Genomic DNA, 22,463 nt, shown 5'->3' with positions numbered 1-22,463 from the left:
ATGTGCCCCAGCGGTTAGCAGTTGTGTTTCCGTTCGGCAAGGGTGAGGTTTTGGCGGCTGACAGATGACGATCGGTAGCGTCTTGCGCGAACTCCACTTTGCTCTGAAACTTCTACCAGTTGGTGATCCGCAATGTTCTCCAACCGCCCTGAGATCATGTTCCTGTGGAACAAAAGATGGTTGCGATGGCAATGCCTCCTGATTGCGTAGATGGTTAGAGCATATCAAGTGAATGTAATGGAGCGCTTTTTTTTGGGCGGAAAATATTTAAGCTTTATTGCGCTGTTCGGTCTTCTGGTCGTTGCTACTGAACCGGCAAATGCCCGCGATGCTGTAAAAAGTGGAACAATAGAGCGGAACGGTTCGAAATTCAGTTACCGGGTTATCGTCCTAACTTCGAAAAATCGCAGAATTGAAGTCACTCACAGCGGGAAGAAATATATAGGCCCGCTGGCTGAGATGTCGTTTCGTGACCGCCATTTGCAGGTTTTCGAGATGGTGGCCAGGCTCATCAAAACCACCTGCCAGGACGGTGTCTCCTCGCTCGGAAATATTTGGGTGAGCAAGGATCCGGAACAGGATGAGGACCCTGAGGCTAGGCACCCTCAATACTTCATCTGGGAATATAGCTGTAAATAGCCGCCTCGAGGCTGACCGGGAACTCAGTCGTTGCTCGCCTGCGCCCTGGAAACCCTGAGCAGCGCGCCGTCGTCCTCGTCCGTCACCATTAGCAACGCGCCGTCGGGCGCGACGACGACGTCGCGGATGCGGCCGTAATTACCCTCGAACAAACGCTCCTCGGCAACGAAGGCGCCGCTCTTATCCCGCTGCATGCGCGAAAGCAGCTGGAATTTCAGCGCCGCGACGAGGAAGTCGCCATCCCATTCCGGGAACATGGCGCCGCGATAGACGGCGAGCGCGCCGGGCGCAATTGACGGATCCCAGTACTGCAGCGGCTGCTCCAGCCCTTCCTTGGCGGTACCTTCGCCGATCTCGGCGCCGGAATAGTCGCGGCCGTAGGTAATAATCGGCCAACCGTAATTCTTGCCCGCTTCGGGCTGGTTGATTTCGTCGCCGCCGCGCGCGCCGTGTTCGACCGTATAGAGCTTGCCGTCCTTGGCGTCGAAGGTGATGCCCTGCGGGTTGCGATGGCCCTTCGACCAGATCTCCGGCAGCGCCTTGCCGCCGTCCTTGAACGGATTGTCGGCGGGGATGCTGCCGTCGGCATTGATATGGATGATCGCGCCGGCATTGTCCTGCCAATCCTGGGAACGGGCGCGGTCGCCGCGGTCCCCGACGCTGATGAACAGTGTGCCATCACGGGCAATCGCGATCCGCGAGCCATAGTGAATGTTGGTGGATGTGAAGCGCCGCATGCCGAACAGAGGGGTTACAGCCTCGAGCTTCTTCTCGTCAGCAGAAAGCTTCGCGCTGAAGGCTCGGGTGCCGGAGCCCTGGTCATTCGCCATGGCGGCGGTGAAATAGAGCTTTCTGCTCGTGGCAAAATCCGGGGCGAGCGCCAGATCCAGTAGCCCACCTTGGCCGCGGGCACTGACCTTGGGCACGTTAGCAATCGGATCGGACAGTTTGCCGTCGCGGATAATGCGCATGCGGCCGGGCCGCTCGGTAACGATATAGCCGCCGCCGGGCAGTGCCTCGACCGCCCAAGGATGGTCGAGACCATCGGCGAGTTTTTCGACACGAACAGCGGGACCCTGTGTATTGACGGTATCGGCCGCGTTGGCCGATATGGCGCCTGCGAACGCCAGCGCTGCAGCGAAATGGAAGGCGGATACTCTCTTCATCTTGCTCCCCGTCGTCTCTTCATGCTGAACGTGGAGCGGGCAGGGGACGGCTTCAACCTCATTCGCTTTGCAATAACGGCTTTGTGTTTGCCGGTTGAACGGAGCCGGTCGCCTCGCCGTCGACCAATTCCGCTTCGACGATGTAGCGCAGCGACCCCGGTTCGGTCGCATCGAAGGGCCAGCAGGTGGTCAGCGCCAGGCGGCGACCGTCGGAGGCGGGATCGATGCCGCTCGCATCCCATGGGGCGATGCGGCCTTCGCCGGCCTTGAAGGTCAACAGCTTGCCGTCGCGGCGGGTGATTTCGATGGTATCGCCGGGCCTTACATATTGGAGCCAGCGAAAATGCGTGTCGCGATGGGCGGCGATGACGGAGGTGCCTTGCTCGCCCGGCTGCGGCGTGTTGGCGAGCCAGGCGGGACCGAAGGCGAGGGCCTCGCCGGAGGCGCCGGAGAGCACGATGGCCTCCTTGCCGAGGCGCGGCGCGCGCACCTTGGCTTCCGTGGTAAAATCGGCCCAGGGCCAGGGCTTCATCTCTTCGCCGTGCAGTTCGGCGGCGAAAGCGCGCTTCAGCAGGACCTGCGAGAGCTCCGCCTTCGCCTTCAGCAGGACACCGTCGCCGATCAGCGCCAGGCCGTAAAGGGCAAGACCTGAAATGGCGAAGGCGATCGTCTTTTCGATCGGCGAAAGGCGCCAGAGGAAGAAACCCTTCTTCTGGCGCGCCTTCGGTCTGTCATGGGCCGTGGCCGCGGCCATGGCGAGTTCCAGATAGGTCGGAAGTGGCTCGAATTCGGCCGCTTCCTCGTTGCCGCTAGAGGCCATCGCGCTTGGCTCCGGCCTTGACGAGGCCCTTGATGCGGCGGCGCCAGATGGCGAGCCCGCTCGCCGCCGTCAGCGCCAGCAACAGCATGGTAAGCCCGCGCATGATCTGCTCGTCGGCCCGGGTCGCCGTCTGCGGCAGGTTCACGGTCGAACTCTTCTGAGCGATCAGCGTGGCGGCTTTCGCCGTCGGCACTGCGGCCATCATGTTTGCGATCTCTGGCGATGCGGCAGGCTCCTGCGTGACGGCTACGGCTTGTTCCGGTGCTGCATTTCCTGCCGGATCCGCGGCGGCCCGGCGTGTCGCGCCGTCTGTTTCGCCGAAGATCTTTCCGAAGTCCCAGCCTTCGGGCAGGTTGATTGGCAGCTTTGCCGAGCCGAGCGGCTCGTTTACCGGCCGCGACGGCGTGACGTCGACGGCGACGAGGCTGGTGACGCGGGAGACGAGATGGTGGGCAAGCGCCACCGCCTCGATATCCTTGTCGAGCCCGGCAGGATCCTGGCGTTGATAGGCGCGGGCCTCGAAATCGTCGATCTTGCGCCGCGCCCAGAGCTTGGAGATGCCGTTGCCGTCGGCGGCGTGAGCGATATCCATCTCCACGCGCCAGGGCTGGTCGCCCGTCTTGCCGACGATCTGCAGCTTGCCGGCGGGCTTGTCCTGCTGCAGCTCCGCGGTCAGCACGACGGGCTCGCCGCTATAAAGATCCGGCATCGGGTTCGGCGTGATGTCCTCGGCTTCCACGCCTTCGAAGGTGGCGGCGATATCGGTCATGGCGGGGTTCTGCAGCTTGGCGAAGAGTTCGCCCATGCGGCTTGCCACCTGATCGGCCGAGCCGATCTGGGTGAAAGTGCCGCGGCCGATCTCGGCGGCCTTGGTCATGAAATAAGTGTTCGGCGCCGAGCCGATGCCGACGGTGAAGACGCGGGCATCGCCGCGGTTTGCGGTGATTTCCTGGAAGAGTTGCTGCTCATTGCCGATCGCGCCATCCGTCAGGAACACGACCTGGCGCAGCGCGCCGCTTGCGACCGGACCCTGGTTGCGCAACGCATCTTCAAGCGCGGGCAGCATTTCCGTACCGCCGTCGGCGGTCAGGCCCCTGACATAGGCAATGGCTCTTTCACGGTTGTCTGGGGTGGCAGAGACGAGGCCCTTGAAATAATCAGTCATCGTGTCGTCGAAACGGATGACGTTGAAGCGGTCGTCCGGGTTCAGCCTCGAGATGGCAAGGGCCAGGCTCTGCCTTGCCTGCTCGATCGACGGGCCGGACATGGAGCCGGAATTGTCGATGACGAAGACCACTTCACGTTTGGCCGGCGGTGCTGCCGCGTCTAGCGCCGTCGGCGGAGTGACGAAAGCGAGCAGATAGGTCTTGCCGTCCTTGACTTCGCGAAAGAGACCGGCGCTCGGCATCTTGCCTGGAGAAGCCTTCCAGGTGAGCTCGAAATCCTTGTCCGCCGGGACGGCATCTCCCTTCAGGCTGATCGTCCTCGCTTGGTCGCCGTCCTGTCCGATATCGACCGCGTGAAAGGACGATGTGACGTCACCGAGCGGAAAACCTGCCTTGAGGTTGACGGTCAGCGAGACCGGGTTGATTTTGGCATTCTCGCGCGGATCAAGCACCGGCGCTTCGATCTTCTCACGGTTTTCCACCGGGTCGCTCGGCGTGGCAAAGCCGGCGCCATTGTTGAATTCGACCGTCTGGACGATCGGCGCCGGATTGTAGCGCGGCGCGACGACCATCGGGAAGCGCAGCGAGAACTCGCCGCCCGACTGGCGGACCGCCTGCTGATACTCGATCTGCACGACGATCTCTTCGCCGGGGCCGATATTGGCGACCTGGTTGGTGAAGATGTTCGGCCGCTGCTGTTCGAGCAATGCCGTCTTCTTGCCCTCGGCCTTGGCCTGCTCGTAGATCTCGCGGGCTTCCTGGCGCGGCTTGATCTGGCCTTCGATGAAGCGTTCGCCGATCTGCATCTTCAGCGCGTCGACGGCGGAATTGTCCGGCAGCGGGAAGACATAGGTGCCCTCGACCCAGCCCTGGCTCGGGTTCTGGAAGCGCTGTGTCACCTTTACCCTGGCGATCGGGCCGGAGACATCGATGGTGACGTCGGTCTTCAACCGCGGCGCCTCGACAAAAAAGCCCGGCTCCTTCGACGGGAAGAGCAGCGAGCCGCTATTGACGTCGTTCGGGCGGACAAGGGCCGCTAGCTGACCGGATGTCTGCTGTGCCTCGGCCCGCGCGGCGGAGGCAAGTCCCAGCATTGCTGCAAGGCAGGCGACAAAGGCGGTGGCGGCGACTAGAAATGAAATGGAAATCCGGCGCATGCGCATGCGCCCGATGGCGAACTCATCTTCCAGAAACATTGGCGTACCCTCAATAACCAATTTTGGATAGCGCAATGATGCGGCTTCGATCTCGGCGCGCTCGCGACCGAATTGCGGCGGCGTGCGGCATTTGTTGCGGCTTATTCGTGGCGAAGGACGAATCCCCAAACCCCCTGATTTCTAAGGGCTTAGGTGACAAAAAATGCGACCGTTGCGATCGCGAGTGTGCCTGATGTGATGTGGTCGAAGGCGTGCCGCTAAAGACTGTGGCGGTCTCAGGGACGGGTGATCCTGTAGACCAGCAAATCATCTGAATCAGTAAGCTTGGTTGAGGTCCTGTCGAGATAGTCGATCAGGCCCTTATGATGCTCCACGAACAGCAGGTCCTGCTTGTCTGTGGCGTTCTTGGCCACGCCGAACAGATCCGCGCCTTGCGCGCGCAGCTCCTCGAGCTGTGCGATCGCAGTGGCGTCATCCGCGACGAATTTCGACCACTCGGTATCGCCTCCGCCAGGCGGGAACACCCAGCCGCGCGCCCTGCTGTAGTAGACTGCGACGGGATCGCCGACTTCGGGCGCGATGGCGACGACGAGATCGCCCGGTTGCGCCAGCCGCGCCAGTTCCTCGCCCAGCAGCTTGCCCTTTATCGCGATTGGCTTCTTCATCGTCCTGACGAGGGGAAGGGTCGACCAGCCGAGCACGATGGCGACGATACAGATCAAGCGAAGCGCCACCGTCGGCGTTGGAAAGGTTCTCGATGCAAGCGTTGCCAGAAGAAGCGCGCCATGGCCGCAGAATATCGCGACCGGCACATGGAAGATGTGGAGGTTCCACACATTGCTGGTGATCTCGCCCGCCGCGGCCAGATAGAGGATCACAGCCGCCGCCAGCCATATATAGGGAATGGCCGAAAGGGCGCGTTGCTTCGGATCTTCGGCGCGGGTAAGCGGCATCCACAAGCCGACTGCGAACAGCACCATGAACGGATAGCCGTAGAACCACAAGACGGAGGTGTTCCATGCGGATTGGAAGTAGAACCTGTCCCTGACATATGTCCAGACGCCGTAATCCCAGATATAGCCGCCGCTGCCGGCGAAATGGAACGGCGGATAGCTGCGGGCCAGATAGATCGCCCAGCTGAAATAAGCGCCAATAACGACCAGGCTCAAAAGCCCCGACAGGAAGACTAAGCGCGCCTGCTTCCACTTCTTCTCCAGGATCCAGCAGACCATCAGATAGAAGATGACGGCGCCGGCAGCGATGCCCGGCGGCTTTGACAGCGCGCCGAGCGAGAAGCTGAGCGTGGCGAGCGGCAAGAGCCAGCCGCTGCCGCCGGCCCAGTATTTGACAAACAGCCAGACGCCAAGGGTCACCAGAGCCAGCATCGCCGGATCGGGAAGGAACGAGCTGTCGATCATGATCGCCGCCGGCATCAACGCGTAGGCCAGCGCCGCCGCGTGGGCGTGCCTCTCACCCCAGCACAGCGCCGTCAGCCTGTGCAGCGAAAACACCGTTACCAGCCCGAAGCAGGCTGCAACCACGCGGCCGAACCAGTCATGCCAGCCGAAGAGTTGGTAGAGCAGGGCGGTGAGATAGCTGACGATCTGGAACTCGCGGCCCTGATAGCTTGGCCCGGGCCCGGTCCAGCTGACCTCTGGAAAGAAGATGTTCCAGCTGCGCTGCTGGAAATTGTCGGCCATCATGGCCGTGCTTATCTCGCGCCAGCTGAAGCCGTCGACCAGCGGCAAGGTGATCTTGTGGAACCTGAAGACGACCGCAATCAGCAGAATTCCCAGCAGGATTGCCGTGTCGAGGTTAAGGTAGCCGCGAGCAGCCGTTTCCCGGTCGATCGTCTCCTGCGGGTACTGCCGACTTTCGGGCTGGTTCAATTCCAGGTCGTTGGGCGCGAGACGCAGTGGCGTGGAGGGCTTGCGGGGCGGCTTTGTCATGCCGGCAGTTCATCAGCAGCGGCTCAAAAAGCAATTCATCCAAATTGAGTATTGACCCTCGTCCTCGTGCTAAGATGGCACGAGCGCCGGCTCGGCCTGTTTGGCGAAAGGATCAATAAGAATCATTGCCCCCATCACGCCTTTGCGCTTGAAATGCCGTCATACATTGGACATAGAGCTAACCGCAGAACTCCGGTCCCGGCTTTCTGCCCGTTTCAACCATTAGGACCGATATCATGGCCTTCCTTGCCGATGCTCTTTCCCGTGTGAAGCCTTCAGCCACCATCGCCGTCTCCCAGAAAGCGCGCGAGCTGAAAGCAAAAGGACGCGACGTCATCGGGCTGGGCGCCGGCGAGCCGGATTTCGATACGCCCGAGAATATCAAGAAGGCCGCCATAGACGCGATCAACCGCGGCGAGACGAAGTACACGCCGGTTTCCGGCATTCCCGAACTGCGCAAGGCGATCGCCGCCAAGTTCAAGCGCGAAAACGGCCTGGAATATTCCTGGGAGCAGACGATCGTCGGCACCGGCGGCAAGCAGATCCTCTTCAACGCCTTCATGGCGACGCTGAACCCCGGCGACGAAGTCGTCATCCCGGCACCCTACTGGGTTTCCTATCCGGAGATGGTGGCGCTCTGCGGCGGCACGCCGGTTTTCGTTTCCGCCACGCAGGAGCATAATTTCAAGCTCCAGGCCGCCGATCTCGAAAAGGCGATCACGCCGAAGACCAAGTGGTTCATCTTCAACTCGCCGTCCAATCCGACGGGTGCTGCCTATACGCATGCCGAATTGAAGGCGCTGACCGACGTGCTGATGAAGCATCCGCATGTCTGGGTGCTGACCGACGACATGTACGAGCACCTGACCTATGGCGACTTCAAGTTCGTCACGCCTGTCGAAGTCGAGCCGAAGCTCTACGACCAGACGCTGACGATGAACGGCGTTTCCAAGGCTTACGCGATGACCGGCTGGCGTATCGGCTATGCAGCCGGCCCGATCCAGCTCATCAAGGCGATGGATATGATCCAGGGCCAGCAGACCTCGGGCGCGACGTCGATCGCCCAGTGGGCGGCCGTCGAAGCGCTGAACGGCACGCAGGACTTCATCCCGGAAAACAAGAAGATCTTCGAAGGCCGCCGCGATCTCGTCGTGTCCATGCTGAACCAGGCCAAGGGCATCGTCTGCCCGGTTCCGGAAGGCGCCTTCTACGTCTATCCCTCCTGCGCCGGCCTGATCGGCAAAACCGCGCCCTCCGGCAAGGTCATCGAGACGGATGAGGATTTCGTCTCCGAGCTTCTGGAATCGGAAGGTGTGGCCGTCGTTCACGGTTCGGCCTTCGGCCTCGGCCCGAACTTCCGCATTTCCTACGCAACCTCGGAGGATTTGCTCGAGGAAGCCTGCCGCCGCATCCAGCGTTTCTGCGCCGCCTGCAAGTAAGCGGACTGCGATACAACAGATCGACGGCCTGCCGGTGACGGCGGGCCTTTTTGTTGCGGCGTTGACGATGTGGCTGCATGTAGCTACATTTGCGCCATGAGGACCGTGACGATCCGCGACGCGAAGAATCGCCTGACCGAGCTTGCCCGCGAGGTCGAGGAAGGCGAGACCATTGTCGTGACGCGCAACGGCAAGCCGGTCTTCGATCTCGTCCCGCATCAGAAGCGAGGCGGCTTGAACCTGGAGGCTGGTGAGGCCTATCTCCGTTCCAAGGGCATCACGAGGACGGAGATGTATATCGCCGACGACTTCGACGATCCTCTGCCGGAAGATTTCCTTTTGAAGCCGCTGCCGTGAACATGCGGGTCCTGCTTGACACGCACATGGTGATCGCGATTGCGCAGAAGCAACTGACGGAACGTTTCCCGCGTGTCGAGCAGCTGCTTTCGGACCATGCCGCCAGCGGCTTCGTCAGCGTCGCCAGTCTCTGGGAAATTGCCATCAAGACGAGGCTTGGGAAATTGCAGCCAGGATTGCCCCTGGAGACCATTCCCATCTATCTCCGGGAGACCGGGCTGACGATCCTGCCCATGGACGTCCCGCATGTCATCACCGCCGCCGATCCAGAGCCTGAGACGCGCGATCCCTTCGACCGCCTGCTGCTGGCGCAGTGCAAGGTCGAGGGCTTGCAGCTTGCGACGGTCGACCGATTGCTCGTCGGCCATCCGCTGGCGCTGCGGCTATAGGCTTCCATCCTGATTGAAGACCTTGCGGCCGCGATTCCGCTTTGCCTCGCAAGTCGTTGAATTCCGATTCAAATCGTGAGGGGGAGCGCCGTCGGCGCGGGTGATCTCAGGTTGCGGGCGGCCGCCAAACCAACTAGATATCCGCCATCAAGTTCAAGTTGCCGCTTTGGGAGGCCGGATTTTGCAGCAGAGTGCCGTCATCGTCTGTTCCGACGTCAACATGCTGCCGGCTGCCTGCTGCACCCTGCTTTCCGTCAAGCGCAATCTGGCGAGGGCCTGTGAATTCCTGCTTCTCGGCATCGACCTGAAGCCGAACGAGGTCGCCGAGGTCGAAAGCTTCGCGCGCCTGCATGGCATCACGATCAAGGTGCTGCCCTATGCGACGCCGGATACGGCGCGCCAAGCGCGGGGCCGTTGGTCCGCCGCCACGCTGGCGCGGCTCTATATGGATCTGCAAATTCCGGAGAATATCGAGCGCCTGCTTTACCTCGACGCCGATGTGCTGGCGGTAGCGTCCGTCGACGAACTCTTCACCAGGGATCTCCAGGGCAAGGCGCTTGGCGCCGTCGATGACTATGTCATGGCCTTTCCCGAGAAGGCTGGCGCGCGGCAGCGCAAGATCGGCATGAGCGAGGGCGGGCGCTACTTCAACGCGGGCGTCTTGCTGTTCGACTGGTCGGTCTGCCGAGCAAAGGGGCTTTTTGTCAGGACCCGGGAGATCTTCGAGGAGCGCTCGCATCTGTTCGAAAACAACGACCAGGATGCGCTGAACGTCACATTCGACGGCGACTGGCTGGTGCTCGATCCGCGCTGGAACACGCAGACGGGATTGCTGCCTTTCGTCACCCGGCCGGCGATCCTTCATTTCACCGGTCGTAAGAAACCGTGGCAGGCGACCGTTCCCTGGGTGCACCGTCGGGTGGCCGCACGTTATGCCGAAGATCTCCGCAACACGCCGTGGGCCTGCTTCTGCAAGCAGCCGTCAGCGGCGGGCCGGGTTGCCGGTTTCTTCTCGCATGTGGGAAAGCAGATCGGTGGGCTGACGCGGCTTGCACGGATGCGTGCCTATTTCAGCAACAGCTAGATCGTCCTTGGAAAGTGCATGTGAGCCGATGGAATCAATTCCGAGCGATATCAGGACTACGGCCGCCGAAGATGGCGGGATGAATCTCTTGACACCGGAAGCGTGGAAGGCGCTGCTGTCGCGCTATTCCCACATCGTGCTGGTGGCAAACAGCGAAGCGGTCGATTTCGAACGGCTCAGAAGCGAGCTGCCGGAGACCGCGCTCTACGTCTTCTTCAACAATGTCTACAAGGTGCTCGACGAGCCCTTCGCCGGACATGCGGTGCTGGTTGCCCGCAGCGGCGTGATGGGCGCCAATATCGTCCACCGGCGGGAAGTGGGCGATGTCCTGCACTTCTTTGCCGGCGATGATTTCCTGGGTGTCATCAATATCCGCGTCTCCCCGGAGGAAAATTTCAGCGAGGAAGGCCGCTTCAACGGCGCCAAGGCTCGCCACCTCGATCTGACGCAAATGCTTGGCGATCTCTATCCCCAGGGCAAAATCGCCACGAGCGGCTTCGCGATGGCGCTCTGGCTCGCCGACCTGCAACTGCCGGGCAAGATCCTGCTTGCCGGCTTTTCGGCCAAGAGAAGCGAGAAGTGGAAGGTCTTCGACGTGCACGATTGGACGTTCGAACAGATCTTCCTGCGCCTCTTTGCCAGGATGGGCTCGATCTCGATGTTGGGCGGAGTCGATGCCAGCCCCTATTCGGCGCTCGGCAAAAGGTTTCCTAACGTCCCGCCGATCGAGATCGCGATGACGGCGGCTGAAGTCTTGTCCGAGCGCCTGCACAATGCGAACGGCCAGATCGACAGGCTGATGTCGGTCACCAAATCCATTCGCGCCATCGAAAACTTCTTCCGGCGCTTCAAGCCGAAAACCCGCAAAGAGCGCTACCTCGAAAAAACGAAGAAATGATTGCCGCCGGTTCTCGTCGGAGGGCGTGACCTGCCGAACGAGTTTCTTCGGCGATCAATCTCCGCGCCGTCTTCAAAGCCCCAGCGCCGTCAGCATGACGAAGGTGGAAAAGAGGATGAAATGCGTCATACCCTCGATGGCGTTGGTCTCGCCATCGTTGAGATTGATTGCCGCGGCAATCAGTGTGATCGCGACCATCACCGTCTGCACCGGAGTCATCGCCATGATGAGGGGCTGGCCGGTATAGAGCGCGATCGCCTCCATGGCGGGCACCGTCAGGATCACCGTCGACAGCGAGGCGCCCATGGCGATATTGACCGTCGCCTGCATCCGGTTTCTCAACGCCGCTCTCAAGGCGGTCAGGATCTCGGGTGCGGCCGAAATTGCCGCGACGACGACGGCGGTGACGGCGATCGGGGCTCCGCTGTCGCGCAGGCCCTCAGCCATGAAAGCCGACATGAACTCCGCGAGCACACCGATGATGACTATGCCTGCGAGGATGCTCACGATCGAGACCGCCGCCGACTCCTCGGTGTCGCGTTCGTCGTGACTTTCCTTCTTCCGCTCGGAGCGCGGATAGCTGTAACTGAAGAAATAGCTGTGCTGCCCGACCTGCATGCGCAGGAAGAGGCCGTAAAGCGCGATCATCGCGACGATGGTGAAGGCGGAATAATAGTGCCACTTATCGCTCGGCACGAATTCCGGCACAATCATGGAAATGCCCATGGCGGTGAGGATCATCACGCCGTAGGTTTTCCCCGAATTGTCGTTATAGGGCTGCTCGCCGTGTTTGAGGCCGCCGAGCAGGGCGGCGAGGCCGAGAATGCCGTTGATGTCGAGCATCAGGGCCGAATAGATCGTGTCGCGCACCAGCGTCGGAGAACTCTCGCCGGTCATCATGATGGCGAGGATGAGGACTTCGACGGCGAGGGCCGAAAGTGTCAGGATCATCGTGCCGTAGGGATCGCCGACCTTGACGGCGAGCAGTTCGGCGTGATGGGCGACGCGGATCGAGGCAAGCACGATGGTGCCGACCAAGGCCGCGGCGGCGAGCAGCGCGACACCGCGTCCCATTTCGATCACTGCGTGTTCAAGGAGATACGCGATCATCGCGGCGGCAAGCGCGGCGACGAGATATTTTTCCGCTCTAAAGCGTGAAGCGATGCCCAAATCAAAGCTCCCGTTGCGATTCATGCCTCTTAACTAAGTCACTGATTCAGGATGGGAAGCACGCCACCGCACTCTGCTATTTGCAGTCTTCGGCGTTTAATGGAATACTGAACGCCATCGGGGCCGGAAAGCAGATCGCGGCGTCCTCGTATTCTCGTCAAGCGGCCGCGATGATCCGGATCCTGTCCGGAGGCGTGCGAATGCGCAACATAAAGATGAGGAGACGGATGCATGGTCAAGGTGGTCTACGAAGTCGTGCCGCATGACGGCGGCTGGGCCTACAGACTGGGAGGCGTCTATTCCGAAGCATTCCCGAGCCATGCCGAGGCGCTCGAGGCTGCGCGCATCGTCGCGGCCGAACAGCAGGTCGGCGGCGATTCCGCCGAGATCAGCTGGCAGGACGAAAACGGCAAGTGGCATGAGGAATACGCCGAAGGCGGAGACCGGCCGGAAACGGAAGTGGTGGACGGCCTGTGGCAGGATCGCGGGGCCGGGGCCCCGCACGGCGCGTGACGCTAAGCATTGCCCTTCAATGCCCGCGCAACGATCGTGTCGACAAATTCACCCTTCTGCGCGGTATAGCGATCGCCGTCGGTCCTGAACTCGGCTGCCAGTCTGCGCCTGAGCGCGGCATACTCGCTCGCCGACGTCGGATGCGCGATGAGATAATCCCGGAAAGCCAGCCTGTTTCGATGTGTGCCGTTGCCGGCCGGGCAAAGGTAGACCCGTTCCGCCGGTAGCGAACCTCTCGATAAAAATGCCCAGACCTCGTCGTCATAGCGATTGCCGCGCGGTTCATAGCCTTCCGCCAGAAGCACCGCTGTGGCATCGGCGATATGCTCGAGGCCGGGAAGAACGATGTCGATATCGATGAGAGGCTTGGCGATCATGCCCGCTATCGACGTGCTGCCGATATGATCGATGGAGAGCGCCTGCGGCAGCCAGGTGAGCAGCCGGCCGCGGATGCGCCGGAAGTGCGCCGGCCATTGCGGATCGTAAGGCACGAGTTCAACCGGATTGTGAGGTGTCATCTTTATCCTGTTGGAGCAATGTCAGCAAAATGTGATGCGGCTGGTGCCGGGAATTGCAGGAAAAACAAGGGTAAGCGTAATAGTGAGCCGGCGGAGAGGCGCCGGATTTATTCAATTGTGCATGATTCTTTTCGGAAATCGATTCCGATTTGTGACTATCCGCTGGTCGAATACCGGTGGTAATCCTGCAGGCCGTTGACCAGCGCGTCGAAAGTGACGCGGCAGCGCGGCGAGGATTTCAGGCTCTCATGCATCGCAACCCAGGTGCCGAGCGGGATGTTGAAAGCATCGGCCAGGAGATGCACGAGATCAGCATTCTCCCGTGCAAGCCCGATCTGGCAGAGGCCGATGCCGACACCGGCGCGGATTGCGGCAAGCTGGGCGAGGTTGCTGTCGGTCCTGTAGGCGAATTTGATCCCATCGGGCACCGGATAGCGCTTCATCACCAGGCGGACATAGGCCGTCTGCCGGTCAAAGCCGATAAGCCGATGATGTGCGAGGTCAGCCACGCTTTGCGGAATGCCATATCGTTCGAGATAGCGGCGATGGGCATGGAAGCCGAGCGGAATATCGCCGATGCGGCGCACGACGAGCGCATCCTGCTGCGGTTCGGCCATGCGCACGGCAATGTCGGCCTCGCGGTTCACCAGATCCTCGATCGCATCGGAAGCCGAGAGTTCGATCTGCAGCTCGGGATGGGCGTCCTGTAACGGCCCGAGAATCGCAGGCAGCACTTCGACGGCGATGACCTCGCTGGCGCTGATCCTGATCGTTCCGGCGACGCGCTCGCGTTGGCTGGATGCGGTCCGCAACAGCGCGGCGGTGGTTGCCGCCAGCGTCTCGGCATAGGGCTCGAGCGCCAGTGCTGCGTCGGTCGGCAGCAGACCGTTCGGCGATCGGGTGAAGAGCTCGGCGCCGATCGCCAGTTCTAAGGCATCGACATGGCGGCCTATGGTCGGTTGCGTCAACCCCAGTTCGCGGGCGGCGGCCGAAAGCGATCCGTGCTGGAGCACGGTGAGGAAACTGCGATAGAAATCCCAGCTTGGTTCGGAGTCCATATATATGTTTGTATATCTGATCTACTGATTTCGTCAATTTCGTTTATGTGAGGGCGGGAGCATATTCATTTCATGCGATCGAAGGAGATGCATGTGATGAGCAGAGAGACGAAAATGACCGCCCTTGTTCTCGGCGCGACCGGTGGGATTGGCGGCGCGGTTGGGCGAAAACTGCTGGGGCGCGGCTGGCGGATCCGCGCGCTGAACCGTGATGCGGAACGGGCGATGGGGAAAGAGCCGGCATTCGAATGGGTGCAGGGCGATGCGATGAATGCCGGCGACGTCCAGAAGGCGGCCGAAGGCGTCGGGCTGATTGTCCATGCCGTCAATCCGCCGGGCTACCGCGACTGGGACAAGCTGGTGCTGCCGATGCTCGACAATACCATTGCCGCTGCCCGCGCTGTCGGCGCGCGCATCGTGCTGCCCGGAAACGTCTATAATTTCGGTCCCGATGCCCTGCCGATGCCGACGGAGCAGAGCCCGCAGCATCCGGTGACCAGGAAAGGTGCGATCCGGGTCGAGATGGAGGAACGGCTGAAGACGGCGGCGCAAGCCGGCATCGGCGCCATCATCGTCCGCGCCGGTGATTTCTTCGGCCCGGGAGCCACTGCCAACAGCTGGTTCTCGTCCGGCCTGGTGACGCCGGGCAAGCCGGTCGGCACGATCAAAAACCCCGGACGGCGCGGCGTCGGTCATCAGTGGACCTACTTGCCCGACATGGCGGAAACCATGGTGCAGCTCATCGAACGGGCCGATCGGCTGCCGTCCTTTGCCGTCTATCATATGGACGGCTTCTGGGATGCCGACGGCATGCAGATGGCAGAAGTGATCAGGCGCGTTGCCGGCGGCAAGGCGAAGATCGGACGTTTTCCTTGGTGGATCGTGCCGCTCGCCGCGCCCTTCCTTCCCTTGATGCGGGAGATCAACGAGATGCGCTATCTGTGGAAGGTGCCGTTGCGGATGTCGAACAGCAGACTGACGGCTGAACTCGGAAACGAGCCGCGCACACCGATCGACGAAGCCGTCAAGGCGACGCTCGTGGCGCTCGGCTGCCTGTCCGAACCGCAGCATCGTCAGACAGCGTCCGCCGTTATCGGGCATTCACTGCAGGGCGGACGTTATAGCGCGTTGCGTTAAATTTGATTCACGCAACGCGCTATAGCTCTTTGTTTTTATGCATGTCGTTATCCCGGAACCGCTCCACACTTCCGGGCGACATGCATTAAGCCGCAAGTTCGGAAAGGGCGAGCCGGGCGACCGTCAGAGCCGTCTCGACCTGAGGCGTGTTTGCGTCTCCGAGGAACCAGGCGGCCGAAAGTCCGGAATAGGCGGCGATCCATTGCAAAAGCCGCTTCGGCTCGAGCCTCGCTTCCACCGAGACGACGGCGAGCTGGCGGCGGAAACGGCTGGGATCGGTGATAACAGGCAGCTCCTCGTTGGCAAAGATATTGGCGAAATCGAAGCCGCGTTCGCCATGAAGGCGCTTCGGATCGATCGCCAGCCAGCCGCGTGTCTCGAAATCGAGAATATTGCCGTGGTGAATGTCGCCGTGGAGGATGGTGACTTCGCGCGGATCGGAAAGAAGGGCGTTGGCGACCGTCGAGCAATCGGCAAATGTGCCGCCAACTTTATCGGCCGTCGGTTCCAGTTCACGGAACCAGCGGGTGAGGGGTATCGGATCGGGAAGCGGCTTTGGGCGCGGCGCATGCAGCCTTGCGGCCGTCCGGCAGAGGATACGGCTGGCCTCGTCGTCTTCGCCATTCATCGCCATGTCAAGCAGCAAGCGTTTGCCCGTCGCCCGTTCCAGAAGCACGGCGTCGCCCTCATGGGCGTAGACATGGGCCGCGCCGTCGCCGTCCCACCATTGCATCAACAGCGCGCCATATCGTTCGTCGTTGTCGGTCGCGACCTTCAGCATGGCTGGCCTATCCTGCCAGAGGACCGGCAGCAGGCGGCTCGAATGGGTGAGGATGGGCTCGCCGTCTGATATGAGCGACCAGCGATCGAGATAGGGAGCGAACATGGCGACACCGTACAAAGATGGAGCGGAAATGGAAATCCCGCCTCTCGGCGGGATTTCGCAATTCGGATCCGAAGGCCTCAGGCGACCTTCTCGACAGCGGCATAGTCGATGTAACCCTTGGCGGTGCCGCCGTAGAAGGTAGACTGGTCCGGCGTGTTGAGCGGCAAGTTCTTTGCCAGCCGTTCGACGAGGTCGGGATTGGCGATGAAGGGCTTGCCGAAGGCGACGAGATCGGCGCGGCCGCTTTCGACGGCGTCGACCGCCAGGTCGCGGTCATAGCCGTTATTGACCATCCAGTTGGCCTTGCCACCGGCCTTTTCATAGGTACGGCGCAGTGCCTTGTAATCGAAGGGAGGATTGTCGCCCTGCTTGTAATCACGGTCGCCGCCCGTCTGGCCTTCGATGACGTGGATATAAGCGAGGTCGTATTTGGCCAGTCCCTCGACGACATGGGCGAAGGTGGCCTGCGGATTGGAATCGTAGCTTTCGCCCGACGGCGTCACCGGTGAAATGCGGATCGCGGTGCGGCCGGCACCGACTTCGCTGACGACGGCATCCACGACTTCGAAGGCGAGGCGCGTGCGGTTCTCGATCGAGCCGCCATATTGGTCGGTGCGGTCATTGACGCCGTCACGAATGAACTGGTCGAGCAGATAGCCGTTGGCGCCATGGATTTCGACACCGTCAAAGCCGGCGTCGATGGCGGCGCGGGCAGCCTTGCGGTAATCCTCGACGATGCCAGGGATTTCGGAGGTTTCGAGCGCGCGCGGCTCGGAGGTGTCGGCGAAGCTGCCGCTGCCGTCGGCGTTGACCAGATAGGTCTTGGCCTTGGCGACGCGATTGGTCGAAGAGACCGGCTTGCCGCCATTCGGCTGCAGCGTCGTGTGCGAAATGCGGCCGACATGCCACATCTGTACGACGATCTTGCCGCCGGCGGCGTGAACGGCGTCGGTCACACGCTTCCAGCCTTCGAGCGCTGCCTTGCTATAAAGACCGGGCACGTCGGCATAACCCTGGCCTTGATGGGTGATCGCAGTCGCTTCGGTGATGATCAGTCCTGCCGTGGCGCGCTGGCGGTAATATTCGACGTTGAGGTCGTTTGGGATCGCGCCCGGCGAGCGGTTGCGAGTGAGCGGCGCCATGACGATGCGGTTCTTGACGGTGATGTCGCCAACCTTGGTGGGTTCGAAAAGCTTGGCCATGATGGTCCTTTCTTTTGCGGGAGGGATCACTCGGCGGGGGCAAGGGCGGCCCGGCCCCAGGCGGAGAGATGGTCGAGCGCCGCTGCGGCAAGGCCGATCGGGGCCATCAGGCTGCGGCGGAGATTTTAAAGGTCCTGCGTGAGCTGCTTGAGGAAGGCTGCGATCGTGTCTTCGTTGCGCTTGTAGAAGATCCATTGTCCCACGCGTTTGGTGGTGACGAGACCGGCGCGGTGCAGTGTCCCGAGATGGGCCGAAACCGTCGACTGCGACAGGCCGCATCGTTCGAATTGGCTGGCGCAGACCCCCATTTCGAAAGGATGCTGCTGCGTGAGGAAATGTTCCTCCGGATTTTTCAGCCAGTTCAGAATGGCCATCCGGGTGGGATGCGCGAGCGCCTTGATGATCTCGTCTCTGTCCATCGCCGTTTGTCGATCCATAAATCGTATTTTCTCGATATATGGATCGATGCTCGTCGATATGCAAATCACGGAGGCGTGAGGCGGCAGCCTCCCGCGTGTGCGCAAATTTTGAGCAAAAAAAGAGGGCCACCGGAAACCAGGGCCCTTATAAGTTGTGAAGGTCAATAACCTCCAGAGGGGAACAGCTAATGCGGTGGTACTGGGAGAGAAACCACGAAATGCATCAGCTGAAAGGGATATGGTGCTTCCTTAGGCAGGTTTCAATGCTTTTTTGTGCATGCCTGCTATGCACCGCACAATTTTTTTGCGGTGCGGCATACTGGGTAAGCTAAGGCAAAAAAAGAGGGCCGCTGGAAAACCAGGGCCCTTATAATTGTGAAGGTCAAAAACCTCCAGAGGGGAACAGCTAATGCGGTGGAACTGGGAGGAAAAGCCACCATGTGCATCAGCTATGTGCGATATGGTGGTTTAATGGGCAAACGGCAACCCACATTTGTGCATGCCAGTCATGCGTCCCATGCATAGTATGGAAAACAATCCATAAATTTGATTAAAAATTCCAGTTTCTGGCCTTGCTGACAATGAAATCGCGGAAAGCCTTCAGCTTGGCGGCGTTCTTGATTTCGTCGGGATAGCAGAAATAGGTGTCGAAGGAGGGAACATCGGCGTTGATCGCCAGCTGAATCAGGCCAGGATCGCGTCCGACGATGTAATCCGGAAGGCAGGCGACGCCGATGCCGAGGAGACAGGCGCGCTTGATCGAGGTCTGGCTGTTGATCTGCAGATGCGGGATCCGCTTGTTGTCGGACGAGCGGCCGGCGACCTCGAGCCAGTTGACATCGAGCAGGTAGCTCGGCGCCGGCTCGCCGAAGGTGATGATGCGGTGGTTGTCGAGATCCTCGATCTTCTGCGGCTCGCCATGGCGGTTGATGTAGGAGGGAGCGGCATAGACGTGCATGTGCACGGTGAAGAGTTTGCGTTGGATGAGGTCGGACTGCTGCGGCTGACGCAGGCGGATTGCGCAGTCGGCATGGCGCATGTTCACATCCACTTCCTCATTGTCGAGGATCAGCTGGATCTGCACATCGGGATAAAGCTGCAGGAATTCCTGGATCTTGTCGGTCAGCCAGCCCTGGCCGAGGCCGACCGTCGTCGTCACACGCAGCTTGCCGGACGGCGTCTCGGTCGTCTCGGTGAGCTGCATCTTCACGGTTTCGAGCTTCAGCAGCACGTCATGGGCGGTGCGGTACAGCAGTTCCCCCTGTTCCGTCAGGATCAGGCCGCGCGCATGGCGGTGAAACAGCTTGGTGCCTACATCCTGCTCCAGCGCGCTCACCTGGCGGCTGATGGCGGATTGGGACAGATGCAGCTTATCGGCTGCGTGCGTAAACGAGCCCGCCTCGGCAGCTGCGTGGAAAATACGCAGCTTGTCCCAATCCAGTGGCATTCCCCCGCCTCTCATGCCGATCTTACTCCGCGGCCACGGCGACGGGCATGTGGCCCGTCAGATATCGCTCGGCTTCGAGCGCTGCCATGCAGCCCATCCCGGCGGCGGTGACGGCCTGGCGGAAGGTGTCGTCGGTCACGTCGCCGGCGGCATAGACACCCTCGAGGCTGGTCGCGGTCGAATCCGGCGCGGTCCAGAGATAGCCGTTGTCTTTCAGCTTCAGCTTGTCCTTGAAAAGTTCGGTTGCCGGCGCATGGCCGATCGCGACGAAGACGCCGTCGACCGGCATTTCCGTGATCGCGCCGGTTCTGACATCGCGCAGGCGCGCGCCGGTGACGGATTGCGGCATCGGGGGCTTGGCCGGCGTGCCTGTTATTTCGGCCACTTCCGAGTTCCACAGCACCTTGACGTTTTCCTTGGCGAACAGGCGTTCCTGCAGGATCTTCTCGGCGCGGAACGAGTCGCGACGGTGGACGACCGTTACCGACTTGGCGATGTTGGAGAGATAGAGTGCCTCTTCGACGGCGCTGTTGCCGCCGCCGACGACGATCACATCCTTGTTGCGATAGAAGAAGCCGTCGCAGGTGGCGCAGGCCGAAACACCGAAGCCCTGGAAATGCTGTTCGCTTTCGATGCCGAGCCACTTGGCCTTGGCGCCGGTGGCGATGATCAGCGTATCGGCGGTCCATACCTGGCCGCTGTCGGTGCGAGCGACGAAGGGCCGCTGGTTCATGTCGACCTCGGTCACGAGGTCGTTGACGATCTCGGCGCCGACATGTTTTGCCTGCTGCAGCATCTGCTCCATCAGCCAGGGGCCCTGGATCGGATCGGCAAAGCCCGGATAGTTCTCGACATCGGTGGTGATCATCAGCTGACCGCCCTGTTCGAGACCGGCGATCAAGACCGGCTTCAGCATGGCGCGCGCGGCATAGACCGCGGCCGTATAGCCGGCGGGTCCGGAACCGATGATGAGCACCTTCGTGTGGCGGGCGGGCATGTCATTTCCTTTCGACTGGCAGGAGGGCGGCGGCTAAATAGGGATTACGGCCGTTTCGCGGTCCATGCGCCATTTATGAACGTCCAATGCTATTATTCAAGGGCAGCCTTGCATTACCAACAAGGCAAATCGCCTTGATGTGCAAGAATCCGTCATCGGCTTGAAACTTTCTTGCGTATTCCGCGGCTTTATATAGAAGCTCGCCGCGCAGAATTAAAGAAAGGCCGCGAAGTGGGTCGCACGGAACTCGACGTCATCGACATAAAGATCCTCCGGGAGCTGCAGGCCGACGGCCGCATGACCAATGTCGAGCTCGCCGATCGCGTCGGTATTTCGGCGCCGCCCTGCCTGCGCCGGGTGCGCAAGCTCGAGGAAGCCGGCATCATCGAAGGCTATCACGCCATGCTGAACAGCCCGAAGCTCGGCTTCGACCTGGTCGCTTTCTGCATGGTTGGGCTCAAGCATCAGTCGGAAGGCAATCTCAAGGCCTTTGCCGCCGCCACCACCGAATGGCCGCTGGTGCGGCAGGCCTGGATGGTCTCGGGCGACAGCGATTTCCTGCTGCATTGCGTGGCGGAGAACCTCACCCACTTCCAGGACTTCGTCATCGAAGTTCTGACGGCGAACGAACATGTCGATACCGTGCGCACCATGCTGACGATCCGCCAGGTGAAGAAACTCGGACTGGTAGAAGTCTGAAAAGCTTATTTACGCGAGGCATAGCCGCCGCGGTTGATGCCGTGCCGCTGGAGCTTGTCGTAAAACGTCTTTCTCGGGATGCCGAGCGCCTCGATGGTGCGGCGCACGTCGCCGTCATTGCTCGCGAGCGCATCGCGGATGATCTCGGCCTCGTAGCGTTCCAGCCGCTCGGGCAGCGTGCCGCCCGCCGGCTGCGGGGGAAGGGGCGCTGCTGCGCCGCCTTCGACGCCCAGCACCACGCGTTCGGCATAATGGGAGAGCTCGCGGACATTGCCCGGCCATACATGGGTGGCAAGATGATGGCGGACATTCTCTGAAAGTTCCGGCACGTCGCGGCGGAAGCGCTCGGCGGCGCGCGCGGCGAAATGGGAGAACAGCAGCGGAATATCTTCACGGCGCTCTCTGAGCGGCGGAATGGAGATCGTCACGACATTCAGCCTGTAATAGAGGTCCTCGCGAAAATCGCCCCGCACCTCGGGATCTCCGAGATCGATCTTGGCGGCCGCGACGACGCGCAGGTCGACCGGGCGCACCTCGTTGGTGCCGAGCGGGGTGATTTCGCGCATCTCCAGCACCCGCAGCATCTTGACCTGTGTGGCGACGGGCATGCTTTCGATCTCGTCGAGGAAAAGCGTGCCGCCGCTTGCATGTTCGATGCGGCCCATGCGGCGCTTCTGGGCGCCGGTGAAGGCGCCGGCCTCATGACCGAACAGCTCGCTTTCGATGACGGTTTCGGGCAGCGCCCCGCAGTTCAGCGCCACGAAGTTGCCTTTCCGTCGGTGGCTCCACTGATGCAGGATCTGGGCGACCACTTCCTTGCCGCTGCCGGTTTCGCCGGCGACCAGCACGTCGACATCTGTATCGGCGATATGGCGAAGGATCTTCCTGAGATTGTCCATGACGGGCGTTTGGCCGATCAGCGGCAAAGTCTCCTGCGCGTCGTCGGCAGCCTTGCGCAGCATGCGGTTTTCCAGGACGAGCCGCCGTTTCTCGCTGGCGCGGCGCACACTCTGGACGAGCCGGTCGGCCGGGAAGGGTTTGGCGATGAAATCATAGGCGCCGTCCTGGATGGCCTGGACGGCCATCGGGATATCGCCGTGGCCAGTCATCAGGATGACGGGCAGGTCGGCATCCAGGTCTTTGAGCGTGGCGAACAGCTGCAGCCCGTCGATCTCGGGCATGCGGATATCGGTGACGACGGGGCCGGCGAAGTCGGCCGGCAGGTCGGCCAGCGCTGCTTTGGCACCGTCATAGGCGGAAACGAAGAAGCCGGCGAGCTCCAGCGTCTGGGCCGTGGCGCGGCGCAGATCGCCGTCATCGTCGATCAAAGCAACGGGTATGGCCATGTCCATG

General features: G+C 61.4%; 22 protein-coding genes. 9 read left to right on the top strand and 13 right to left on the bottom strand.

What is annotated here, in order from left to right; translation table 11 throughout:
* Positions 1–237 precede the first annotated feature (237 nt).
* Positions 238–639 carry a hypothetical protein gene (locus EFR00_RS25460; protein ID WP_077991937.1) on the top strand — a complete coding sequence of 134 codons (402 nt, stop codon included), beginning with the start codon at positions 238–240 and terminating at the stop codon, positions 637–639.
* Between the two features lie 23 nt (positions 640–662).
* Here EFR00_RS25460 and EFR00_RS25455 read toward each other — a convergent pair whose 3' ends face one another.
* The 4 genes from EFR00_RS25455 to EFR00_RS25440 form a co-directional block, all read right to left on the bottom strand.
* On the bottom strand, positions 663–1,805 hold the full coding sequence (locus EFR00_RS25455) for a PQQ-dependent sugar dehydrogenase (RefSeq protein WP_077991733.1): 1,143 nt from the start codon (positions 1,803–1,805) through the stop codon (positions 663–665).
* Between the two features lie 58 nt (positions 1,806–1,863).
* Positions 1,864–2,625, bottom strand: coding sequence for a class GN sortase (locus EFR00_RS25450; protein ID WP_077991735.1), 762 nt, complete (start codon positions 2,623–2,625; stop codon positions 1,864–1,866).
* The gene (locus EFR00_RS25445; RefSeq protein ID WP_077991737.1) at positions 2,615–4,987 is read right to left on the bottom strand and encodes a marine proteobacterial sortase target protein; all 2,373 of its coding nucleotides are present in this window, start codon (positions 4,985–4,987) and stop codon (positions 2,615–2,617) included. The genes EFR00_RS25450 and EFR00_RS25445 overlap by 11 nt, the downstream gene beginning before the upstream one ends.
* Before the next feature lie 236 nt (positions 4,988–5,223).
* The gene (locus tag EFR00_RS25440) at positions 5,224–6,897 is read right to left on the bottom strand and encodes an ArnT family glycosyltransferase (RefSeq protein WP_077991740.1); all 1,674 of its coding nucleotides are present in this window, start codon (positions 6,895–6,897) and stop codon (positions 5,224–5,226) included.
* A gap of 236 nt (positions 6,898–7,133) precedes the next feature.
* Between EFR00_RS25440 and EFR00_RS25435 the strand changes: the two genes are divergently transcribed.
* From EFR00_RS25435 to EFR00_RS25415, 5 genes are all read left to right on the top strand, one after another.
* Positions 7,134–8,336: a pyridoxal phosphate-dependent aminotransferase gene (locus EFR00_RS25435; RefSeq protein WP_077991744.1), complete on the top strand. Its 1,203-nt coding sequence runs from the start codon at positions 7,134–7,136 to the stop codon at positions 8,334–8,336.
* 96 nt (positions 8,337–8,432) lie between these two features.
* Positions 8,433–8,693: a type II toxin-antitoxin system Phd/YefM family antitoxin gene (locus EFR00_RS25430; RefSeq protein ID WP_010047316.1), complete on the top strand. Its 261-nt coding sequence runs from the start codon at positions 8,433–8,435 to the stop codon at positions 8,691–8,693.
* A 2-nt stretch (positions 8,694–8,695) separates the two neighbouring features.
* The gene (locus EFR00_RS25425; protein ID WP_077991745.1) at positions 8,696–9,082 is read left to right on the top strand and encodes a type II toxin-antitoxin system VapC family toxin; all 387 of its coding nucleotides are present in this window, start codon (positions 8,696–8,698) and stop codon (positions 9,080–9,082) included.
* A 181-nt stretch (positions 9,083–9,263) separates the two neighbouring features.
* Positions 9,264–10,166 carry a glycosyltransferase family 8 protein gene (locus tag EFR00_RS25420; protein ID WP_009996309.1) on the top strand — a complete coding sequence of 301 codons (903 nt, stop codon included), beginning with the start codon at positions 9,264–9,266 and terminating at the stop codon, positions 10,164–10,166.
* Positions 10,167–10,194: 28 nt separating this feature from the next.
* Entirely contained in the window at positions 10,195–11,064 is an 870-nt protein-coding gene (locus tag EFR00_RS25415; RefSeq protein WP_077991746.1) for a 3-deoxy-manno-octulosonate cytidylyltransferase, read from the top strand.
* Between the two features lie 72 nt (positions 11,065–11,136).
* Here EFR00_RS25415 and EFR00_RS25410 read toward each other — a convergent pair whose 3' ends face one another.
* Complete coding sequence (locus EFR00_RS25410) at positions 11,137–12,234, bottom strand: calcium:cation antiporter (protein ID WP_077991747.1); 1,098 nt, start codon at positions 12,232–12,234, stop codon at positions 11,137–11,139.
* Positions 12,235–12,465: 231 nt separating this feature from the next.
* Here EFR00_RS25410 and EFR00_RS25405 point away from each other — a divergent pair, with 231 nt between their 5' ends.
* Entirely contained in the window at positions 12,466–12,747 is a 282-nt protein-coding gene (locus tag EFR00_RS25405) for a DUF2188 domain-containing protein (protein ID WP_077991748.1), read from the top strand.
* A gap of 2 nt (positions 12,748–12,749) precedes the next feature.
* Here EFR00_RS25405 and EFR00_RS25400 read toward each other — a convergent pair whose 3' ends face one another.
* Positions 12,750–13,265, bottom strand: coding sequence for a GrpB family protein (locus tag EFR00_RS25400; protein WP_077991749.1), 516 nt, complete (start codon positions 13,263–13,265; stop codon positions 12,750–12,752).
* A 155-nt stretch (positions 13,266–13,420) separates the two neighbouring features.
* Positions 13,421–14,323, bottom strand: coding sequence for a LysR family transcriptional regulator (locus EFR00_RS25395; protein ID WP_077991750.1), 903 nt, complete (start codon positions 14,321–14,323; stop codon positions 13,421–13,423).
* Positions 14,324–14,419: 96 nt separating this feature from the next.
* Between EFR00_RS25395 and EFR00_RS25390 the strand changes: the two genes are divergently transcribed.
* Entirely contained in the window at positions 14,420–15,460 is a 1,041-nt protein-coding gene (locus EFR00_RS25390; RefSeq protein WP_077991940.1) for an NAD-dependent epimerase/dehydratase family protein, read from the top strand.
* A gap of 85 nt (positions 15,461–15,545) precedes the next feature.
* On the opposite strand, the gene EFR00_RS25385 is transcribed toward EFR00_RS25390, so the two are convergent.
* The 5 genes from EFR00_RS25385 to trxB form a co-directional block, all read right to left on the bottom strand.
* Positions 15,546–16,346 (bottom strand): aminoglycoside phosphotransferase family protein, encoded by an 801-nt coding sequence (locus tag EFR00_RS25385; RefSeq protein ID WP_077991943.1) that lies wholly within the window; start codon positions 16,344–16,346, stop codon positions 15,546–15,548.
* 77 nt (positions 16,347–16,423) lie between these two features.
* Positions 16,424–17,548: an alkene reductase gene (locus tag EFR00_RS25380; RefSeq protein WP_077991752.1), complete on the bottom strand. Its 1,125-nt coding sequence runs from the start codon at positions 17,546–17,548 to the stop codon at positions 16,424–16,426.
* Between the two features lie 125 nt (positions 17,549–17,673).
* The gene (locus tag EFR00_RS25375; protein ID WP_077991754.1) at positions 17,674–17,967 is read right to left on the bottom strand and encodes an ArsR/SmtB family transcription factor; all 294 of its coding nucleotides are present in this window, start codon (positions 17,965–17,967) and stop codon (positions 17,674–17,676) included.
* Positions 17,968–18,517: 550 nt separating this feature from the next.
* Entirely contained in the window at positions 18,518–19,414 is an 897-nt protein-coding gene (locus EFR00_RS25370; RefSeq protein WP_004671024.1) for a LysR family transcriptional regulator VtlR, read from the bottom strand.
* Between the two features lie 22 nt (positions 19,415–19,436).
* Complete coding sequence (trxB, locus tag EFR00_RS25365) at positions 19,437–20,411, bottom strand: thioredoxin-disulfide reductase (protein ID WP_077991756.1); 975 nt, start codon at positions 20,409–20,411, stop codon at positions 19,437–19,439.
* A 231-nt stretch (positions 20,412–20,642) separates the two neighbouring features.
* Between trxB and EFR00_RS25360 the strand changes: the two genes are divergently transcribed.
* Positions 20,643–21,110: an Lrp/AsnC family transcriptional regulator gene (locus tag EFR00_RS25360; RefSeq protein ID WP_009992419.1), complete on the top strand. Its 468-nt coding sequence runs from the start codon at positions 20,643–20,645 to the stop codon at positions 21,108–21,110.
* Positions 21,111–21,115: 5 nt separating this feature from the next.
* Here EFR00_RS25360 and EFR00_RS25355 read toward each other — a convergent pair whose 3' ends face one another.
* Entirely contained in the window at positions 21,116–22,462 is a 1,347-nt protein-coding gene (locus EFR00_RS25355) for a sigma-54-dependent transcriptional regulator (RefSeq protein ID WP_077991758.1), read from the bottom strand.
* Position 22,463: the final 1 nt, after the last annotated feature.

Source organism: Rhizobium sophoriradicis, assembly GCF_003939025.1.
Taxonomy (GTDB): domain Bacteria; phylum Pseudomonadota; class Alphaproteobacteria; order Rhizobiales; family Rhizobiaceae; genus Rhizobium; species Rhizobium sophoriradicis.
The sequence above is the reverse complement of the archived record's forward strand: the minus strand, read 5'-3'. Positions and strand labels throughout refer to the sequence as shown.